Annotated in this window: 16 protein-coding genes; 13 read left to right on the top strand and 3 right to left on the bottom strand. The window is 37.9% G+C overall.

Annotation, left to right across the window (positions count from 1 at the left end; genetic code table 11):
• The first annotated feature begins 106 nt into the window (after positions 1-106).
• The 5 genes from V7097_RS12495 to V7097_RS12475 all read left to right on the top strand — a co-directional run bounded on the left by V7097_RS12495 (position 107) and on the right by V7097_RS12475 (position 4,135).
• Positions 107-544 (top strand): BrxA/BrxB family bacilliredoxin, encoded by a 438-nt coding sequence (locus tag V7097_RS12495; protein WP_335703952.1) that lies wholly within the window; start codon positions 107-109, stop codon positions 542-544.
• Positions 545-850: 306 nt separating this feature from the next.
• On the top strand, positions 851-1,636 hold the full coding sequence (locus V7097_RS12490) for a basic amino acid ABC transporter substrate-binding protein (protein WP_335703951.1): 786 nt from the start codon (positions 851-853) through the stop codon (positions 1,634-1,636).
• 39 nt (positions 1,637-1,675) lie between these two features.
• Complete coding sequence (locus tag V7097_RS12485; protein ID WP_335369800.1) at positions 1,676-2,335, top strand: amino acid ABC transporter permease; 660 nt, start codon at positions 1,676-1,678, stop codon at positions 2,333-2,335.
• The gene (locus V7097_RS12480) at positions 2,328-3,062 is read left to right on the top strand and encodes an amino acid ABC transporter ATP-binding protein (RefSeq protein ID WP_335703950.1); all 735 of its coding nucleotides are present in this window, start codon (positions 2,328-2,330) and stop codon (positions 3,060-3,062) included. Before V7097_RS12485 ends, V7097_RS12480 begins: the two co-directional genes overlap by 8 nt.
• 119 nt (positions 3,063-3,181) lie before the next feature.
• Positions 3,182-4,135 (top strand): aromatic acid exporter family protein, encoded by a 954-nt coding sequence (locus tag V7097_RS12475; RefSeq protein WP_335703949.1) that lies wholly within the window; start codon positions 3,182-3,184, stop codon positions 4,133-4,135.
• Between the two features lie 78 nt (positions 4,136-4,213).
• Here the strand turns inward: V7097_RS12475 and prli42 are convergent, their stop codons facing one another.
• On the bottom strand, positions 4,214-4,306 hold the full coding sequence (gene prli42 / locus V7097_RS12470; RefSeq protein ID WP_335703948.1) for a stressosome-associated protein Prli42: 93 nt from the start codon (positions 4,304-4,306) through the stop codon (positions 4,214-4,216).
• Positions 4,307-4,610: 304 nt separating this feature from the next.
• Between prli42 and mce the strand changes: the two genes are divergently transcribed.
• The 5 genes from mce to V7097_RS12445 all read left to right on the top strand — a co-directional run bounded on the left by mce (position 4,611) and on the right by V7097_RS12445 (position 9,796).
• Entirely contained in the window at positions 4,611-5,030 is a 420-nt protein-coding gene (gene mce / locus V7097_RS12465) for a methylmalonyl-CoA epimerase (RefSeq protein WP_335703947.1), read from the top strand.
• Complete coding sequence (locus V7097_RS12460) at positions 5,030-6,580, top strand: acyl-CoA carboxylase subunit beta (protein WP_335703946.1); 1,551 nt, start codon at positions 5,030-5,032, stop codon at positions 6,578-6,580. The genes mce and V7097_RS12460 overlap by 1 nt, the downstream gene beginning before the upstream one ends.
• Before the next feature lie 73 nt (positions 6,581-6,653).
• On the top strand, positions 6,654-7,772 hold the full coding sequence (locus V7097_RS12455; RefSeq protein WP_335703945.1) for a tripeptidase T: 1,119 nt from the start codon (positions 6,654-6,656) through the stop codon (positions 7,770-7,772).
• Positions 7,773-8,021: 249 nt separating this feature from the next.
• The gene (locus V7097_RS12450) at positions 8,022-8,483 is read left to right on the top strand and encodes a chemotaxis protein CheW (protein WP_335703944.1); all 462 of its coding nucleotides are present in this window, start codon (positions 8,022-8,024) and stop codon (positions 8,481-8,483) included.
• 59 nt (positions 8,484-8,542) lie between these two features.
• Positions 8,543-9,796, top strand: coding sequence for a DNA polymerase IV (locus tag V7097_RS12445; RefSeq protein WP_335703943.1), 1,254 nt, complete (start codon positions 8,543-8,545; stop codon positions 9,794-9,796).
• Between the two features lie 40 nt (positions 9,797-9,836).
• Here V7097_RS12445 and zwf read toward each other — a convergent pair whose 3' ends face one another.
• Positions 9,837-11,324 carry a glucose-6-phosphate dehydrogenase gene (gene zwf, locus V7097_RS12440; RefSeq protein ID WP_335703942.1) on the bottom strand — a complete coding sequence of 496 codons (1,488 nt, stop codon included), beginning with the start codon at positions 11,322-11,324 and terminating at the stop codon, positions 9,837-9,839.
• Between the two features lie 267 nt (positions 11,325-11,591).
• Between zwf and rnz the strand changes: the two genes are divergently transcribed.
• The 3 genes from rnz to V7097_RS12425 are packed head-to-tail and all read left to right on the top strand — an operon-like array spanning position 11,592 to position 16,535.
• Entirely contained in the window at positions 11,592-12,524 is a 933-nt protein-coding gene (gene rnz, locus V7097_RS12435) for a ribonuclease Z (protein ID WP_335703941.1), read from the top strand.
• Between the two features lie 26 nt (positions 12,525-12,550).
• Entirely contained in the window at positions 12,551-13,300 is a 750-nt protein-coding gene (gene nfsA, locus V7097_RS12430; RefSeq protein ID WP_335703940.1) for an oxygen-insensitive NADPH nitroreductase, read from the top strand.
• Positions 13,301-13,331: 31 nt separating this feature from the next.
• Positions 13,332-16,535 carry a DEAD/DEAH box helicase gene (locus V7097_RS12425; protein WP_335703939.1) on the top strand — a complete coding sequence of 1,068 codons (3,204 nt, stop codon included), beginning with the start codon at positions 13,332-13,334 and terminating at the stop codon, positions 16,533-16,535.
• Between the two features lie 49 nt (positions 16,536-16,584).
• Here V7097_RS12425 and namA read toward each other — a convergent pair whose 3' ends face one another.
• Positions 16,585-17,604 carry an NADPH dehydrogenase NamA gene (gene namA / locus V7097_RS12420; protein ID WP_335703938.1) on the bottom strand — a complete coding sequence of 340 codons (1,020 nt, stop codon included), beginning with the start codon at positions 17,602-17,604 and terminating at the stop codon, positions 16,585-16,587.
• Positions 17,605-17,682 lie beyond the last annotated feature (78 nt).

Raw genomic sequence — 17,682 nt, 5'->3', positions numbered from 1 at the left:
TAAAAAAAATTTAAACGTGAATTAAAGTACCTAAGATTTGAAAAATCATGTTCTATATTGATATTATTTAAATTAGCAAGATATATTTTAAGAAGGAGTGTACAAAATGGAAATAGATTTCAATCTGTTTATGAATGATATAGTACAAACAGCTAGAAAAGAAATTACAGAGGCTGGTTATCAAGAATTAAAAACACCTGAAGAGGTTGATGAAGCACTTAGCAAAAAAGGTACAACATTAGTGATGGTTAACTCTGTTTGTGGTTGTGCGGGCGGAATTGCAAGACCAGCCGCAGCACATTCAATTCATTTTGATAAGCGTCCAAATCAATTAGTAACAGTATTTGCTGGTCAAGATAAAGCGGCAACAGAAAAAGCAAGATCATATTTTGAGGGCTTTCCACCGTCCTCTCCATCATTTGCATTAATGAAAGATGGAAAAATTGTTAGAATGATTGAGCGTCACGAAATTGAGGGACACGAGCCAATGGATGTCATTACTAAATTACAGGAATCTTTTGAAGAATATTGTGAGGAAGTATAAGAGGCCTAATTGGCTTCTTTTTTTTGGAGATAACTTAATAAATTATGCATATGATAATGAATCTTTCGTTGCTTTCCCACTTTAATTGTTTATATCAGTAAAGTATTAAATGCGAGTTAATGGATTAAAATAAACTCTAAATTTTCCACAAAAGTCCCATGTAAGCAGAATAAATAGAAAGCTTAACGCAAAAGATAGAATTATTATTCAATTATTATTTTTAAAAAACATATTGTATATTTATACAGATGTGTTAAAATACATTCTATCGAATAATTATAAGTAACGATATAGGGGGAAAACATAATGAAAAAGTTTTTACTAGCATCATTGATTACTATTTTATCAGTTGTATTTCTAGCTGCATGTGGGACAAGCGGTGACAATGCAACAGGATCTGAAGAAGGAACGGAGTCAAAAAAGGTATTAACAATGGGAACATCTGCTGACTTCCCACCATTTGAAACAATTGATGAGAAAACAGGCGAATATATTGGATTTGATATTGATATAGCTAAGCAAATTGCAGATAAACTTGGTTATGAGCTTAAAATTGAAAATATGGATTTCGGTGGCCTTATTAGTGCACTACAATCAGACCGACTTGATTTTATCATTTCAGGTATGTCTGCAACTGCTGAACGTAAGGAAAGCGTTGATTTTTCAAATGAATATCATAAATCTGGGGAAATGTTTGTCACATTAAAAGATTCAGATGTAAAATCACTTGAAGACTTAGACGGTAAAAAGGTTGGCGTTCAATTAGGTTCCATTCAAGAAGAAGGAGCTAAAAAAATAAAAAAAGAAACACTAAAAAATCTTGAAATTTCAGCATTAAATAAAGCTCCAGAATTAATTCAAGAGCTAAAATCAGGAAGAATCGATGCAGTATATTTAGATAAAACTGTTGCAGTAGGCTTTATTGAAGAATTAGACCTAGCAGGATTTGACGATCCAACTGAAAGCTCTCCAGGTATGGCAATTGCATTTGCAAAGGGCAGTGAGCTTGTGGATGAATTCAATAAAGTGTTAGAAGAAATGAAAGCAAATGGTGAATTAGAAAAATTAGAAAAACAATGGATTGAAGAATAAATAAAAATTTTTAGGTGAAATGAGGTGTAAGGCATGGGTTTGGATATTGATTTTTCCCGAATCGTGCCTTCAATTCCGTTTATACTAGAAGGGATCGGCATTACGGTATCCTTTGCTCTAGTATCGGCAATTTTAGGTTTAATTTTGGGGACAATTTTAGCGGTTTTTAAAATAAGCAAGGTTTCATTTTTAAAGTGGTTTGCGAATATTTATACGTCCATATTCAGAGGAACACCACTTATCCTACAATTGGTTTTAATCTATTTTGCGGTTCCACAGCTTTTTCACTATGACATTGATAAATTTGCAGCTGGGGTCTTGGCATTCGGATTAAATTCAGGTGCGTATATTTCTGAAATCATTAGAGCTGGAATTCAAGCTGTTGATAAAGGTCAACAGGAAGCGGCGGAAGCTCTTGGTGTTTCGTACCGTCCCATGATGTTGGATATTATCCTACCACAGGCAGTGAAAAATATTTTACCTGCACTTTTAAATGAACTTGTGACCTTAACGAAGGAATCGGCACTTGTAAGTACGATTGGATTATTGGATATTATGAGACGAGCCCAAGTTGTCGGATCGAATACATTCCGCTATTTTGAACCTTTATTAATTGCTGGTCTAGTTTATTGGATTATTGTTACAATCCTCACATTCCTAGGCGGAAGACTTGAGAGGAGGTTGCGTCGTAGTGAGTAACGATCATATTAAAGTAGAAGGTCTTCATAAATCTTTTGGCAAACTTAATGTGTTAAAGGGGATTACGACCACCTTTAAACAAGGTGAGGTTGTTGCCATAATTGGTCCTTCTGGTTCAGGAAAATCTACATTTCTAAGATGTTTAAATTTACTTGAAACACCAACTCAAGGACAGATCTGGGTTGGGGAAGATGACATAACAAATGCAAAGACGAATATCACAAAGGTACGTCAGCACATAGGAATGGTGTTTCAGCATTTTTATTTATTTCCACATAAGACAGTTCTTCAAAATCTCACTTATGCTCCGATGAAGGTAAAAGGGATATCGAAGAGTGACGCGGAAAGTAAGGCTTTCGAGCTGTTAAACCAAGTAGGCTTGTCAGAAAAGGCAAATGAATATCCGAATCGCCTTTCCGGGGGACAAAAGCAGAGGGTAGCAATTGCAAGGGCGCTGGCAATGGATCCTGAAATTATGCTTTTTGATGAGCCAACTTCAGCACTAGACCCTGAGATGGTAAAAGAGGTTCTTAGTGTTATGAAGGGATTGGCTAATACTGGAATGACAATGCTCATTGTGACCCATGAAATGGGCTTCGCTCGTGAAGTAGCGGACAAAGTGCTCTTTATGGATGATGGAGTAATTGTTGAACAAACAACACCAGATGAATTTTTCACAAATCCGAAAAGCCAACGTGCACAGGACTTCCTAGAAAAGGTCCTTTAAAAAGAATGATCCATATGGTCATTCTTTTTTTCGTTGATTTAGCCATAATAAGATTTGTATAGGTATTTTTCCTATAAATCAATATAATAGAATTACTAAGGATTATTAGGAGCCGATTTATGTTTAAAATAGGTTATCGAACGTTAAAAACAGCTTTAGGAACAACTATTTCCATATCAATCGCAAAACTAATAGGACTAGATAGTTTTGCATCTGCTGGAATTCTAACGATTTTATGTATTAAAGTAACAAGAAAAAAATCGCTTGAGAGTTCATGGGAGCGATTTGTTGCGTGTGTGGTTGGAATCGCATTTTCATTTGTATTCTTCGAGGGAATAGGCTATCATCCATTAACAATCGGGTTGTTACTCCTATTTTTTATCCCCACTGTGGTTGCCTTAAAAGCAAAAGATGGGATTGTAACAAGTACCGTTATTATTTTACATATATTTTCAGCTGGGAATGTAACACTTGATTTGATTGTTAATGAACTAGGGTTAATTATTATTGGTATTGGTGTTGCGCTACTCGTAAATCTATATATGCCGAGTGTTGACAAGAAACTTAGAGCATTCCAACAAGAAATTGAAACCCTGTTTGGAAATATATTAAACGAAATGGTTCACTATCTTCGAACAGGAGAAAGTATCTGGGATGGTCGAGAAATAACAACTATCGAAGATTTACTAAAGAAAGCAAAAAGAATTGCATATCGAGATGTTGAAAATAACCTAATGCGAGATGAAAACTTATATTTTACGTATTTTGAAATGAGAGAAAAGCAATTCGAAATTCTGCAAAGGATGTTACCTACTATAACTTCGATTACTCAGTCGGTTGAACAGAGGGAAATGGTTGCCGATTTTATTATGGAGGTGAGCCAATCCATTCATCCTGGAAACACGGCAGGTGTCTTTTTGAAGAAACTTGAAGCAATGCGTAAAGTGTTTAGAGAAATGCCATTGCCAAAAACTCGAGAGGAGTTTGAAACAAGAGCTGCCCTTCTTCAATTTATTAAAGAAATGGAAGAATATTTAATAATAAAAAGATTATTCAAAGGGTTGCCAACTTAATTTAATAAAGCTAAAGGTGACCATTTAGGTCACCTTTTAAGGCTTTTAACAAACCTCGTATCACTTTAAAAGTTTGAATTAAAACCACATACTTGCGCCTGCTAACAGAGTAGTAATTAGCATTACTGCGATCATTAAATAGACAACAATCTTTTGAGTTTTACGGGACATGTCACCCTACTCCCTTCTGCTTTCATATTTAATTAACTTCTTCTGAATAAAGTTAAAGCCTACGGCGGATGCCACGATTTTTCAAGGGAAACTTTTCGAGCAAGGCTCGAAAAAAATCTGGCACAAATAACCCAAGGCGTATTTGATTAATATTTTACCTTGAATCGCCCACTGGGACAACTATTATGTACCATTACCTAAAACTGAAAATACACAATTTTTGATGAGTTCGTGCTAAAATAGTCTTATACATTTGTAAAGCGCATACAATTTTTGAGCGAGCGCTCGCTTGAGGAGTGAAAACATGATTAAAAAAATTGACCATATCGGAATTGCTGTCACATCGATTGAAAACTCCCTTCCTTTTTATACAAACATTCTCAACCTTCAAGTAGAAGGAGTTGAAGAAGTATACTCTGAGAAAGTAAGGGTTGCCTTTATCAAAATCGGAGAATCGAAGCTCGAGCTACTCGAGCCTCTATCACCCGAAAGTCCTATTGCAAAATTCATAGAAAAACGCGGTGAAGGAATACATCATATCGCTTTAGGTGTTTCTTCCATCGAAGAGCGTATCCAAGAAATAAAAGAACATGGTATACGAATGCTTGCAGATGAGCCAAAGCTTGGTGCAGGCGGTGCTAAGATTGCCTTCATGCATCCAAAATCTACGGGCAATATCCTATATGAGCTTTGTGAGAAACCTAGCAAGGGGGAAACGAAATAATGGTAGATATCTATGAAAAAATAAACGAACTATATGATCGTCGTCGTGAGGTAGAATTAGGCGGCGGTGATGAAAAAATTGATAAACAGCATGAAAAAGGAAAATTAACCGCTAGAGAGCGAATTGATTTATTACTTGATAAAGGAACCTTTGTGGAGTTGAATCCATTTATTGAGCATCGGAGCACTGATTTTGGCTTAGCCGATAAAAAAGGACCTGGTGATGGTGTAGTTACTGGCTACGGAAAAATTAACCATAGACCCGTATATTTATTTTCACAAGATTTTACTGTTTTTGGTGGAGCACTTGGGGAAATGCATGCAAAAAAAATTGCGAATGTCATGGACCTAGCAGCAAAGAATGGTGCACCATTTATTGGCTTAAATGATTCAGGTGGGGCAAGAATTCAAGAGGGGGTCGTCTCCCTTGACGGCTATGGTCATGTTTTTTACCGAAATGCGATCTATTCAGGGGTCATTCCGCAAATTTCTGTAATCATGGGACCATGCGCAGGTGGGGCCGTGTATTCTCCTGCGATTACCGATTTTGTCTTTATGGTGGAAAAGACTTCGCAGATGTTTATTACAGGGCCGAAAGTCATTGAAACCGTAACAGGCGAAAAAATTAGCTCAGAGGATTTAGGTGGGGCAAGCGTCCATAATTCAATCAGTGGGAACGCACATTTTTCCGGGAAAACCGAAGAAGAGGTACTACAACAGGTTAGAGATTTAGTGAGCTATCTTCCTCAAAACAATGAAGAAAAACCACAAATTATTTCCATCGAAGAGAATGATGATTATCGACCTGATTTAACAGATATTATTCCGTTTGATTCAGTCAGGCCATATGATGTACGCAAAGTAATAGAACAAGTGGTTGACGAAGAATCCTTCATGGAAGTACAGAGAGATTTTGCGAAAAATATCGTTGTTGGTTTTGCGAGAGTAAAAGGTGAGGTTGTTGGTTTAGTGTGTAATCAGCCGAAGGTTATGGCAGGTGGGCTTGATATTAATTCATCCGATAAAGCATCAAGATTTATTCGATTTTGTGATTCCTTTAATATCCCACTCATTACATTCGAGGATGTGACAGGATTCTTCCCTGGGATAAAACAGGAGCATGGAGGAATTATCCGCCATGGAGCAAAAATATTATATGCGTACTCAGAAGCGACAGTACCTAAACTAACTGTCATTCTTAGAAAAGCATATGGTGGAGCATATGTAGCATTAAATAGTAAATCAATTGGGGCTGATTTAGTTTTTGCATGGCCAAATGCTGAAATTGCGGTAATGGGCCCACAAGGCGCAGCCAATATCATATTTGCACGTGAAATTAATGAGAGTGATGATCCGGAAATAACACGTGCCCAAAAGATTGAAGAATACCGTGAAAAGTTTGCTAATCCATACGTTGCTGCAAGTCAAGGGATGGTTGACGATGTCATCGATCCTCGCGAAACGCGAATTAAAATTATTCAGGCTTTAGAGATGCTCCGAAATAAAAAGGAATCTCGTCCTAATAAAAAGCATGGAAATATTCCATTATAGGGATGTGTATTTTATTTTTGATGAGAATATGATAGGCTAATTTCATTAACTATTCATCTTGGAGGTACATAATATGATTAATCAGGATAGACTTGTAAATGAATTTTTAGAGCTAGTACAAGTAGACTCTGAAACAAAATTCGAAACAGAAATTGCCAAGGTTTTAAAAGAAAAGTTCACCGCATTAGGTGTAAATGTTGTCGAGGATGACACAACTGGTCAAACAGGACATGGTGCAGGGAATTTAATTTGTACCCTAGAAGGCACAAAGAAGGATGTAGATACAATTTATTTTACATCACATATGGATACAGTTGTCCCTGGTAAGGGCATTAAGCCTTCCATCAAGGATGGTTATATTGTCTCAGATGGAACAACGATTTTAGGAGCAGATGATAAAGCAGGTTTAGCTGCAATGTTTGAAGCCATTCGTGTTCTGAAGGAAAATCAAATTCCACATGGTAAAATAGAATTTATTATAACAGCTGGAGAAGAATCTGGGCTTGTGGGGGCTAAAGCTTTAAACCGTTCGATGATCACAGCGAAATACGGCTATGCGCTTGATAGTGATGGCAAGGTGGGTAACATTATTGTTGCTGCACCCACACAAGCGAAGGTAAAAGCAACTATTATCGGGAAAACAGCACATGCTGGGGTTGCCCCTGAAAAAGGTGTTTCTGCGATTACAATGGCTGCAAAAGCTATTTCAAGAATGCCATTAGGTCGTATTGATGAAGAAACAACTGCAAATATCGGTCGCTTTGAAGGTGGAACACAAACAAATATCGTCTGTGACCATGTTGAAATTTTAGCTGAAGCTCGTTCTTTACTAACTGAAAAAATGGAAAGCCAGGTTCAAAAAATGAAAGAAGCCTTTGAATCGGTAGCTACTGAAATGGGTGGTAGAGCAGAGGTTGAGGTTACTGTGATGTATCCGGGCTTTAAGTTTGCGGATGGTGACCATGTGGTTGAGGTTGCAAAAAAAGCAGTTGCAAGAATTGGACGCCAAAGTGAACTACAACAAAGCGGTGGAGGTAGTGACGCAAATGTCATCGCAGGACACGGCATTCCAACAGTAAACCTAGCAGTTGGTTATGAAGAAATTCATACAACAAACGAAAAAATGCCAATTGAAGAACTTGTTAAAACCACTGAACTAATCGTTGCGATTGTGGAAGAGGTTGCAAAATAATAAGAAAAGCGTAAGGCGCCCGTCTATCGGTGACAAGCATAGGACAAGCGCTGACAGAAGGTGTTCTTTTACCTTCCGAAGCGATTGGCTTAGACCAGAGAGCCGATGGCCCCTATAGCTGGACATTGAAAGTGAAGTGAAACTCCCATTAACAAGGGAGTTTCGCTTTTTTGTTTATTTTCACAATCGGGTAAAGTATGATAGAAGAAGAACATAGATTGTTTTAACTAGGTAGAGGTGAAAGTTATAATGGAAGACCAAAAAGTTGTTGTTTTTTCAGCAGGTGATGAGGAATTCGGTGTCCCTGTTTTAAATGTGATTTCCATTGAAAGGGCACAGCAGCTTAATGCTATACCGCAGATGCCAAACTATATGCTAGGTGTCCTGACCATTCGAGATGAGCTTGTTCCGATTGTGGATACGGGAATTATTTTATTTAATAGAACAACAAATCATACAGACAAAACGAAGATCATCGTCACCAAAACGGATGCACTTTCAGTAGGCTTACTTGTCGATGATGCAAAAGAAATAATGGATATCCCTCTAAATCAATTGAAACCATTAAATTTAACGTATCAGCTTTCCTCATATATAACTGGAGTTGCGACTCTTGAGGACAGATTGATTACTTTATTAGACCCTGGAAAACTATTTAACGGTCTAGAAGGATTCAAAATAGTAGAGGAACACATTCACAGCCACCATTAGAATAGGTGGCTTTTTCTATGATAAACTAGTAATAGAGGATTATTAGGGAAGTGCGAATCATGAAAAAAATGTATCCGAAAAACGGAAAGGTTATTTTACATGTGGATATGAATAGCTTCTTTGCATCGGTTGAAATTGCCTATGACCCTTCCTTACAAGGGAAGCCACTGGCAATAGCGGGTAATCCTGAGGAGCGTAAAGGTATTATTGTCACTTGTAGCTATGAGGCACGTGCCTTTGGGGTGAAAACGACGATGCCTTTATGGGAGGCGAAACGAAAATGCCCAAATCTCATTGTCCGAAAACCAAATTTTGAACGCTATCGCAGCGCTTCATTGGCGATGTTTGATATTCTTCGTTCTTATACGGACCTAGTGGAGCCTGTTTCAATAGATGAAGGATATCTTGATATAACAGATTGTTATGAAAAGGGCTCTCCAATTGAAATTGCGACCTCCATTCAAGAAACATTACGAAAGGCACTTCTTCTTCCTTGTAGTATTGGAATTGCGCCGAATAAATTTCTAGCAAAAATGGCATCGGATATGAAAAAGCCATTAGGAATTACTGTATTACGAAAGCGGGATGTTTCAACCATTCTTTGGCCGATGCCAGTTGGAGAAATGCATGGAGTTGGGTCGAAAACAGCTGAGAAATTAGCTACTATCAATATAAAAACAATTGGTGACCTTGCGAAAGGAAATGAAATTCAATTAAAGCAATTGTTGGGAATTAATGGAGAGAGGATTAAGCAACGTGCCAATGGAATTGATAATCGGCCCGTTGACCCTGATGCCATATCAGAGTTTAAAAGTATTGGAAATTCAACAACATTACCAAATGACTCAACAGATGAAGTGGAGCTTCTCGGTGTAATCAAAAGACTTTCAAACTCTGTCGGGGCTCGGACTAGACGAAAGGACATGCTATCAAATAATGTCCAGTTGATGATTCGCTATGCAGACCGAAAAACAGTAACAAGAAGTCGAAAACTTGAGAATCCAATTGACCAAGATGAAGAAATTTTCCATGCTGCAAAACGTCTTTGGAAAAAACATTGGAATGGGGAACCAATCCGATTGTTAGGTGTCACCGCTCAAGAACTGGTTGAGAAACATGAGGCATTTAAACAGCTGGATCTGTTTTCCTATGAAAAAGAAGCAAAAAAAGAACCCCTATTAAAGGTGATTGACGAATTGAAAGGTAAGTATGGAAACGAGATTCTGTCAAATGGAATCAAGCTTCCAAAGGATAAAAATCCTCGAAATAATGAACATGGAACAAGTTTCGAAAAGGATTTTTTAAGTGATTAAAGACCCCAGCTCAATTTTGAGAAGGGGTCTTTTGTATTAATTAATCTTCTACAGTCCACCAGTGGAATCCATCCTCGGCCAATAATTCATCGGCTGCTTTTGGACCGTTTGAACCAGAAGGATAATTAGGAAATTCAGTTGCAATTTGATTTTCCCAAACCTTTGAAATGGCATCTACGTAACGCCATGAAAGGGCAACTTCATCCCAGTGAGCAAAGTTTGTCGTATCACCCATCATACAGTCAAAAATTAGTTTTTCATAGGCTTCTGGTGTGTTAATACCATCTACACAGTTATTGCAATAATCAAGCTTGACAGGTAATGTCATCGTATTTTGTCCCGGTCTTTTCGCATTTAAATAAAGTGTGATACCCTCATCCGGTTGGATATTAATGACAAGCAGGTTAGGATTTTGACGTTCATTATCCTCTTTATAATATAAATCCATCGGAATGTCTTTGAATTGAACAACAATCTTTGTCGATTTTTCCTTCATTCTCTTCCCTGTACGAATATAGAATGGAACTCCTGCCCATCTGAAATTATCAATTAAAAGCTTACCAGCAACGAATGTAGCAGTATTTGACACTGGATCTACTTTTTCCTCGTCGCGATAACCGGGTACCTGTTTTCCTTTAATATTACCAGCATCATATTGCCCTCTAACGAAGTACTTATGAACATCTTCATTATCCAATGGTCGAAGGGCGCGTAATACCTTTATTTTTTCACTTCGAATCTCGTCGGTATTTAATTTAATTGGTGGCTCCATGGCTAAAAGTGCAACCATTTGAAGCATATGGTTTTGTACCATATCACGAAGGGCACCTGATTTTTCATAGTATCCGCCACGGTCTTCTACCCCTAGTACCTCACTTGAAGTGACCTGGATATTGGATATGTATCGATTGTTCCATAATGGTTCGAATAATGCATTTGCAAAACGAATGACTTCAATATTTTGGACCATTTCCTTACCTAAATAATGGTCAATTCTGTAAATTTCTTCCTCTGAAAAGGCATGGCGTAGCTGTTCATTTAGTTGTTTTGCAGAAGGGAGATTATGTCCAAATGGTTTTTCAATTACAAGTCTTGTATAACCATCTGTTGACGTTAATCCTTCTGACTTCAAGTTGACAGCAATTGTTCCGAAAAACTCCGGTGCCATGGCTAAATAGAAGATTCTATTTCCACCTATGTTATAAGATAAATCTAATTCTTCAGCAAGGACTTTTAATTCCCTATAAGAAGCAGTATCATTTACATTAAACGGATGGTAGTAAAAATGTTTTGAGAACTTCTCGATATCCTCTCGTTGTTCATCAAATCGTCCAGCTACCGAATTTCTTACGTTTTGTTGGAATTCTTCATTTTTTAATGGACGTCTTGCCACACCGATTACTGCAAAATCCTCAGAAAGTTTTCCTTTCGTATAAAGATTATAGATAGAAGGATAGAGCTTTCGATTCGCCAAATCACCTGTTGCTCCAAAGATAATCAATATTGATTTTGGTGCTGTATTTGTCATATTAATCCCCCACTTTTTTCACGCATTAGTAATATCTATTTAATTTATACTTTTTTGTTTAGTAAATCAACTAATTCAAGTTATTTTTTTAGTTTTCACTTAAAGTATGCCTTAACAAGGAACGGATATGCGGTGAAACGACTCAAAGATACTGAACCCAAAAGGGCTTATCTAGAGAACAAAAGGCAGAATATGTTATAGTAGGTAATGGGACAACAGAGGAAAAACGTCGTAATAAATTTATCTATTAATTGGAGGATTTCTTAAGTGGAAGTCGTATTTTTAGGAACGGGTGCAGGGGTGCCTGCAAAAGAGCGGAATGTCACTTCAATTGCCTTACAATTGCTTGATGAAATAAGGGCATCCTGGTTGTTTGATTGTGGAGAAGCAACACAGCATCAAATTTTATATACATCAATTAAGCCTGGGAAAATAGAAAAGATTTTTATTACCCATTTACATGGGGACCATATTTTTGGTTTGCCTGGCTTTTTAGGAAGTCGCTCCTTTCAAGGAGGAGAATCCTTATTAACCGTCTATGGTCCTAAGGGTATTAAAGAATTTATTGAAACTTCATTAGCAGTAAGTACGACCCATATTCGATATCCGATTGAAGTGATTGAAATCGAAGAAGGCATTGTTTTTGAGGATGATCAATTTTGTGTCATTGCAAAATCTCTAGACCACGGGATTCAATCCTATGGGTATCGCATTATTGAAAAGGATCTGCCTGGAACTTTATTGGTTGACAAGCTTTCAAAACAAGGGATCAAGCCTGGTCCTATTTATCAAAAAATTAAAGAAGGTCAAACTGTTGTCCTTGAGGATGGTCGCCAAATTAATGGAGAGGAATATATTGGCCCTCCTAAAAAGGGACGTATTGTGACTATTTTAGGCGATACACGCTATGTTAAGGAAAGTATTGAACTAGCAAAAGATGCAGATCTTCTCATTCATGAAGCAACTTTTAGTTCAAAAGAAGCTGAGTTGGCTCATGATTATTTTCACTCAACGACTACACAAGCAGCTGATGTTGCAAAACAAGCAGGAGTAAAAAAATTAATTTTGACTCATATTAGTTCAAGGTATCAAGGGGAAGATAGTCAAAAGCTTCTTGAAGAGGCTCAAGAAGTATTTCATGATACATATATGGCTAAGGATTTTTTTAGGTTTGATATTAAGTCAAACCACACCAAGTAGGCAACAAGAACGGAGGATATATACCAATGAATTCAGTTATTGAAACGATTATGAATCATCGTTCGATTCGTAAATTTGAAGAGAAATTATTAACAGATGAACAAATTCGTGCGATAGTTGAATGTGCCCAAGCGGCCTCAACTTCTAGCTTTATTCAGGCCTATTCCATTATTGGGATCAAGGATCAAAATAAAAAGCAAAGACTTGCTGAGATTGTTGGCAATCAAGCCTATGTTGCGGATAATGGACATTTCTTTGTGTTTTGTGGTGATCTTCATCGCCATCAAGTTATTAGCGAAATAGAGGAAAAAGACTTAACAACTTCGTTGGGGAGTACCGAGAAGTTTATGGTTGCGACAATTGACGCTACCTTAGCTGCACAAAATGCTGTACTAGCAGCAGAATCAATGGGGTTAGGTGCTTGCTATATTGGTGGCTTACGTAATAATCTAGATGAGGTTTGTGAAATATTAAATATCCCTAAATTTGTGATTCCACTCTTCGGAATTGCTGTAGGCTATCCGGCACAAATGCCTGATAGAAAGCCACGACTTCCATTCGAACATATTTATCATGAAGACGAATATCAGCAAGATGAAGGCTTATTTAAACAAGGGTTATCAACCTACAATCAAACAATTACTAATTATTATACACAACGTACAAATGGAAAACGTTCAGATACATGGACGGGTCAGATGGCAGATATGCTTGAAAAGCCACAACGCATGTATATGAAGGATTTTGTGAAGAATCAAGGCTTTAATCGAAAGTAACCCACTAGAACAATTTGAAAGGAGCGGAACCATGGATATCAAAATCAGTCAAAAAATGATCAAGGAAATGTGTGGTACCGTCTCCTTCAAAAGAGGAGACGCTTTTTATCGAACAAATAAGGTGACATTTACAGAAAATGGACCTGACAAATGCAAAGCCACAGTAAAGGGTGCAGAAGACTTTTATGTCAGCATTGAAAAATATTCTAATGGAAAGCTAAAGGCTACATGTAGTTGTCCGTCACTTACGAATTATGATAAGGATTGCCAGCATGTTGCGGCAGTATTAATCGTGATTCATGAGCAGCAAAGTCAGGAGCCGTCAGATTTCCATGAATCCATTACATCTAACAACGGGAACCTAACAAACGATTTCATGACGCTTTTTTTGAATCGTCCAACGCGTTCAAGTGGTCAGCAACTTCATTTTGAAAAAAGAGAAGTCCTAGATGTTCGCTTCACATGTAAACCCGTCATAGTTTCAAATGAGCAAACCTTACTTGGGGTGGAAATAGAGATTGAACAGAAAAGAGTACATGATATTCGTGACTTTCTAAAATGTCTAAAACAAGGAAATAAGCATATTATTTCTTCCCATTTTACATATGACCCAAATCAACATTGCTTTTTACATGATGCGGATACTCTTCTTCACCAATTAGGTAAAGGAATCGAAGATGAAAATGTTTTTCTAGACATAATCTCTGGTCATTCCGATTATAAAGTTTCTCGTGAATTACTATTGATCCCGCCGTCTTCCTGGAGAGGACTTATTCCATTGTTTTCAAAATGCCCATCCGTTTTTCTGAAATACAATAGTCATTCCTATGAAGGTCTTCAAATTGTTCAAGAATCACCGCCACTTCAATTTTCATTTGAGGAAGGGGAAGAAGGTGACTTTCGTTTAAGAATTCAGGGTTTCAATAGATTGAGTGTTTTAAAATCCTACCATACGGTTCTAAGCGATGGACTTCTTTACCAAATCGATGAAGAGGATTGTGACCGATTATTGGAGCTAAAGCAAATGCTTGCAAGCCCTGGTGAAAATCATATTCCAATTCCAAAAGAGCAAGCTCATTTTTTCCTTAAAAAAATTGTACCAAGCTTGAAAAAAATTGGCGTTGTACATATGACTCATTCCATATCCAAGGAATTTATGAAAACACCTCTGGTTGCTAAGCTTTATTTGGATCGGCTAAGACACAAATTGCTTGCAGGACTTGAATTTCACTATGAAAATATCATCATCCAACCATTAGAAAGCCGAGATCTTCCAACAGGTCCTATGGTCATCAGAGATGTAGAAAAAGAGGATGAAATACTACAAATCATGTATGAGAGTGGTTTTTCAAAAACTGAAGGTGGCTATTATATGCATAATGAGGAGCTTGAGTATGAGTTTCTGTATCATATCATTCCAAAGCTTCAGCCTCTCTGCCAAATTTATGCCACAACAGCTATACGGAATCGCATCATTCCGAAAAATGAACATCCGAAAATAAGGGTGAAGATCAAAAAAGAACGCACCAATTGGCTGGAATTCAAGTTTGAAATGAAGGGAATCGCTGAACAGGAGATTCGTGTAATTTTAGCTGCCCTTGAGGAAAAACGAAGGTATTACCGACTGAAAAATGGATCACTACTTTCTCTTGAAACGAGAGAGATGGAGGAAATTCAGCGGTTTTTGCATGCTGTTCCAGTCCAAGATGATGATTTTGAAGCAACCTTAAATATGCCTATGATTGAAGCTCTACCCCTCTTAGATTCTATTGATGATAGCGAGATATTCACGGCTGAGGAATCATTCCGTCAGTTTCTAGACTCGATTAGAAATCCTGGTGATTTAAGAATTGAGGTTCCAAAAGATTTAGAACCCATTTTACGAGACTATCAGAAGCAGGGATATAAATGGATGAAGACGTTAGCAAGTTATGGATTTGGTGGGGTCCTTGCCGATGATATGGGGCTCGGGAAAACCGTTCAGAGCATTGCATTTATTGTTTCGGAAGCTTCCAATATTCGAGAAAGGAAGCGGCCCGTACTTATTGTTTGCCCATCATCGTTAACCTATAATTGGCTACATGAGTTTTTGAAGTTTGCTCCTGAGCTTCAAGCAATTGTGATTGATGGGAATAAAGAAGAACGAAAAGAGCTGCAAAAAGAGAGCGAAGGCATGGATGTTCTTATTACATCCTATCCACTATTAAGACGTGATATTAAATGGTATGAATCTCACAATTTCCATACTGTTTTCTTTGACGAAGCACAGGCCTTTAAAAATCCAGTCACTCAAACAGCCCGGGCTGTCAAAAGAATAAAAGCAGATCATCGTTTTGGATTATCCGGAACCCCTGTTGAAAATTCAATTGAGGAGCTCTGGTCGATTTATCATGTTGTCTTTCCTCAGCTTTTCAAGGGCTTAAAGGAATACAGCCATTTGACTAGAAAGGACATTTCAAGAAGGGCTCGACCATTTTTGCTTCGTCGTGTAAAAGAGGATGTTCTAGCAGAGCTACCAGAAAAAATCGAAATCCTCGAATCGTCAGAGCTTCTACCTGAACAAAAGAAGCTTTATGCTGCCTATTTAGCAAAGCTACGCCATGATACATTAAAGCATCTAGATAAGGAGACGATACGAAAAAATCGAATTCGAATTCTTGCGGGGTTAACTCGATTGAGGCAAATTTGCTGTCATCCGGCTCTGTTCGTGGATGGCTATAAGGGAAGTTCTGCGAAATTTGAGCAGCTTCTTCAAATCATTGAGGAATCCAAATTATCTGGAAGGAGAGTTTTGATTTTCTCACAATTTACGAAAATGCTTGAGTTGATTGGAAGGGAACTTACAAATCGAGGATATACATTCTTTTACTTAGACGGCCAAACACCTACAGAGGAGCGAGTGGAGTTATGCCAACGCTATAATGCAGGGGAGCGGGAATTGTTTTTAATTTCGCTGAAGGCTGGTGGAACAGGTCTCAACCTGACAGGTGCTGATACGGTTATTTTATATGACCTTTGGTGGAATCCAGCGGTTGAAGAACAAGCGGCAGACCGTGCACATCGCATTGGTCAGAAAAAGGTTGTCCAGGTGATTAAGCTTTTTGCCCGTGGTACCATTGAAGAGAAAATGAATGAACTGCAAGAAAAGAAACGAGATCTTATTTCAGACCTTATTGACTCTGAGGAAAAAACAACGCTGACCGAAGAGGATATTCGAGAACTTCTAATGATATAAACAAAGGCGCTTTCCACGTGGGAGAGTGCCTTTGTTTTTTTTAAGAAAATTAACGCCAACCGAGTTCGTATTGTTTCGGGCTTTCGATTGAAACATCTAGTTCTTTTGCAGCTGTTCTTGGCCAGTATGGATCACGTAATAATTCACGAGCTAAAAAGATTAAATCTGCTCGATTGTTTTTTAAAATTTCTTCAGCTTGAACAGCTTTTGTGATCAAACCAACTGCACCAGTTGGGATCTCTGCCTCATTTCGAATTTCATCCGCAAAACCGACCTGATACCCAGGGTATGCATCAATTTTAGCCGGTACTACACCACCTGAGCTAACATCGATTAGGTCTACACCTTGGGATTTCATACGCTTTGCATATTCTACATAATCGGCAGGTGTTAAGCCACCCTCTGTATAATCATTTGCTGATACACGGACAAATAAGGGACCATCCCATACTTCTTTAACTGCATGAATTACATCTTGAAGGAAACGGTAGCGGTTTTCGTTACTTCCGCCATACTCATCCTTACGATTATTGGTAAGTGGAGATAAAAACTCATTTATTAAATAACCATGTGCCCCGTGGATTTCGATAATATCAAAGCCAGCTTCTTTTGCCCGTCTTGCACCAGCCTTGAATGCTTCAATTGTTTCTTGAATTTCAGTAAATGTTAATTCTTTTGGGGTTTTATATCTTTCATTAAATGCAATCGCCGAAGGGGCAACAATATCTCCTTCAACAGTTGCTTTTCGACCTGCGTGGGCAATTTGGATCGATGTTTTTGCGCCATGTGCTTTGATCATTTCTACAAGTTTTTTCAGGCCTGGCACATGCTCATCACTCCATATTCCTAAATCCTGTGGAGAGATTCTTCCCTGTGGTGTTACAGCGGTTGCCTCCACCATGATAAGTCCAACCTGACCAACAGCGCGGCTTACATAATGGGTATAATGCCAATCCTCCAGCATTCCATCCTTATTATGGCTGGAATACATGCACATCGGTGACATAACAATTCGATTTCTTAAAGTGACATTTTTAATCGTATATGGTGAGAATAATGTGGATTCCATAAAACGGTAACCTCCTATGTAATTTGTTTCTCTAAATAGTATATCAAGTCATGACATTCAGTTCATCGATTGTGCATA

The sequence above is a fragment of the Bacillus sp. JJ1562 genome (assembly GCF_036962705.1).
Classification (GTDB): domain Bacteria; phylum Bacillota; class Bacilli; order Bacillales; family Bacillaceae_L; genus Ferdinandcohnia.
The sequence above is the reverse complement of the archived record's forward strand: the minus strand, read 5'-3'. Positions and strand labels throughout refer to the sequence as shown.

Coding starts and splice junctions, on each gene's coding strand:
- V7097_RS12475 (WP_335703949.1), top strand. CDS start 3,182: ATGTTTAAAATAGGTTATCGAACGTTAAAAACAGCTTTAGGAACAACT.
- V7097_RS12495 (WP_335703952.1), top strand. CDS start 107: ATGGAAATAGATTTCAATCTGTTTATGAATGATATAGTACAAACAGCT.
- V7097_RS12450 (WP_335703944.1), top strand. CDS start 8,022: ATGGAAGACCAAAAAGTTGTTGTTTTTTCAGCAGGTGATGAGGAATTC.
- V7097_RS12455 (WP_335703945.1), top strand. CDS start 6,654: ATGATTAATCAGGATAGACTTGTAAATGAATTTTTAGAGCTAGTACAA.
- nfsA (WP_335703940.1), top strand. CDS start 12,551: ATGAATTCAGTTATTGAAACGATTATGAATCATCGTTCGATTCGTAAA.
- mce (WP_335703947.1), top strand. CDS start 4,611: ATGATTAAAAAAATTGACCATATCGGAATTGCTGTCACATCGATTGAA.
- V7097_RS12460 (WP_335703946.1), top strand. CDS start 5,030: ATGGTAGATATCTATGAAAAAATAAACGAACTATATGATCGTCGTCGT.
- namA (WP_335703938.1), bottom strand. CDS start 17,604: ATGGAATCCACATTATTCTCACCATATACGATTAAAAATGTCACTTTA.
- V7097_RS12490 (WP_335703951.1), top strand. CDS start 851: ATGAAAAAGTTTTTACTAGCATCATTGATTACTATTTTATCAGTTGTA.
- zwf (WP_335703942.1), bottom strand. CDS start 11,324: ATGACAAATACAGCACCAAAATCAATATTGATTATCTTTGGAGCAACA.
- V7097_RS12425 (WP_335703939.1), top strand. CDS start 13,332: ATGGATATCAAAATCAGTCAAAAAATGATCAAGGAAATGTGTGGTACC.
- prli42 (WP_335703948.1), bottom strand. CDS start 4,306: ATGTCCCGTAAAACTCAAAAGATTGTTGTCTATTTAATGATCGCAGTA.
- V7097_RS12445 (WP_335703943.1), top strand. CDS start 8,543: ATGAAAAAAATGTATCCGAAAAACGGAAAGGTTATTTTACATGTGGAT.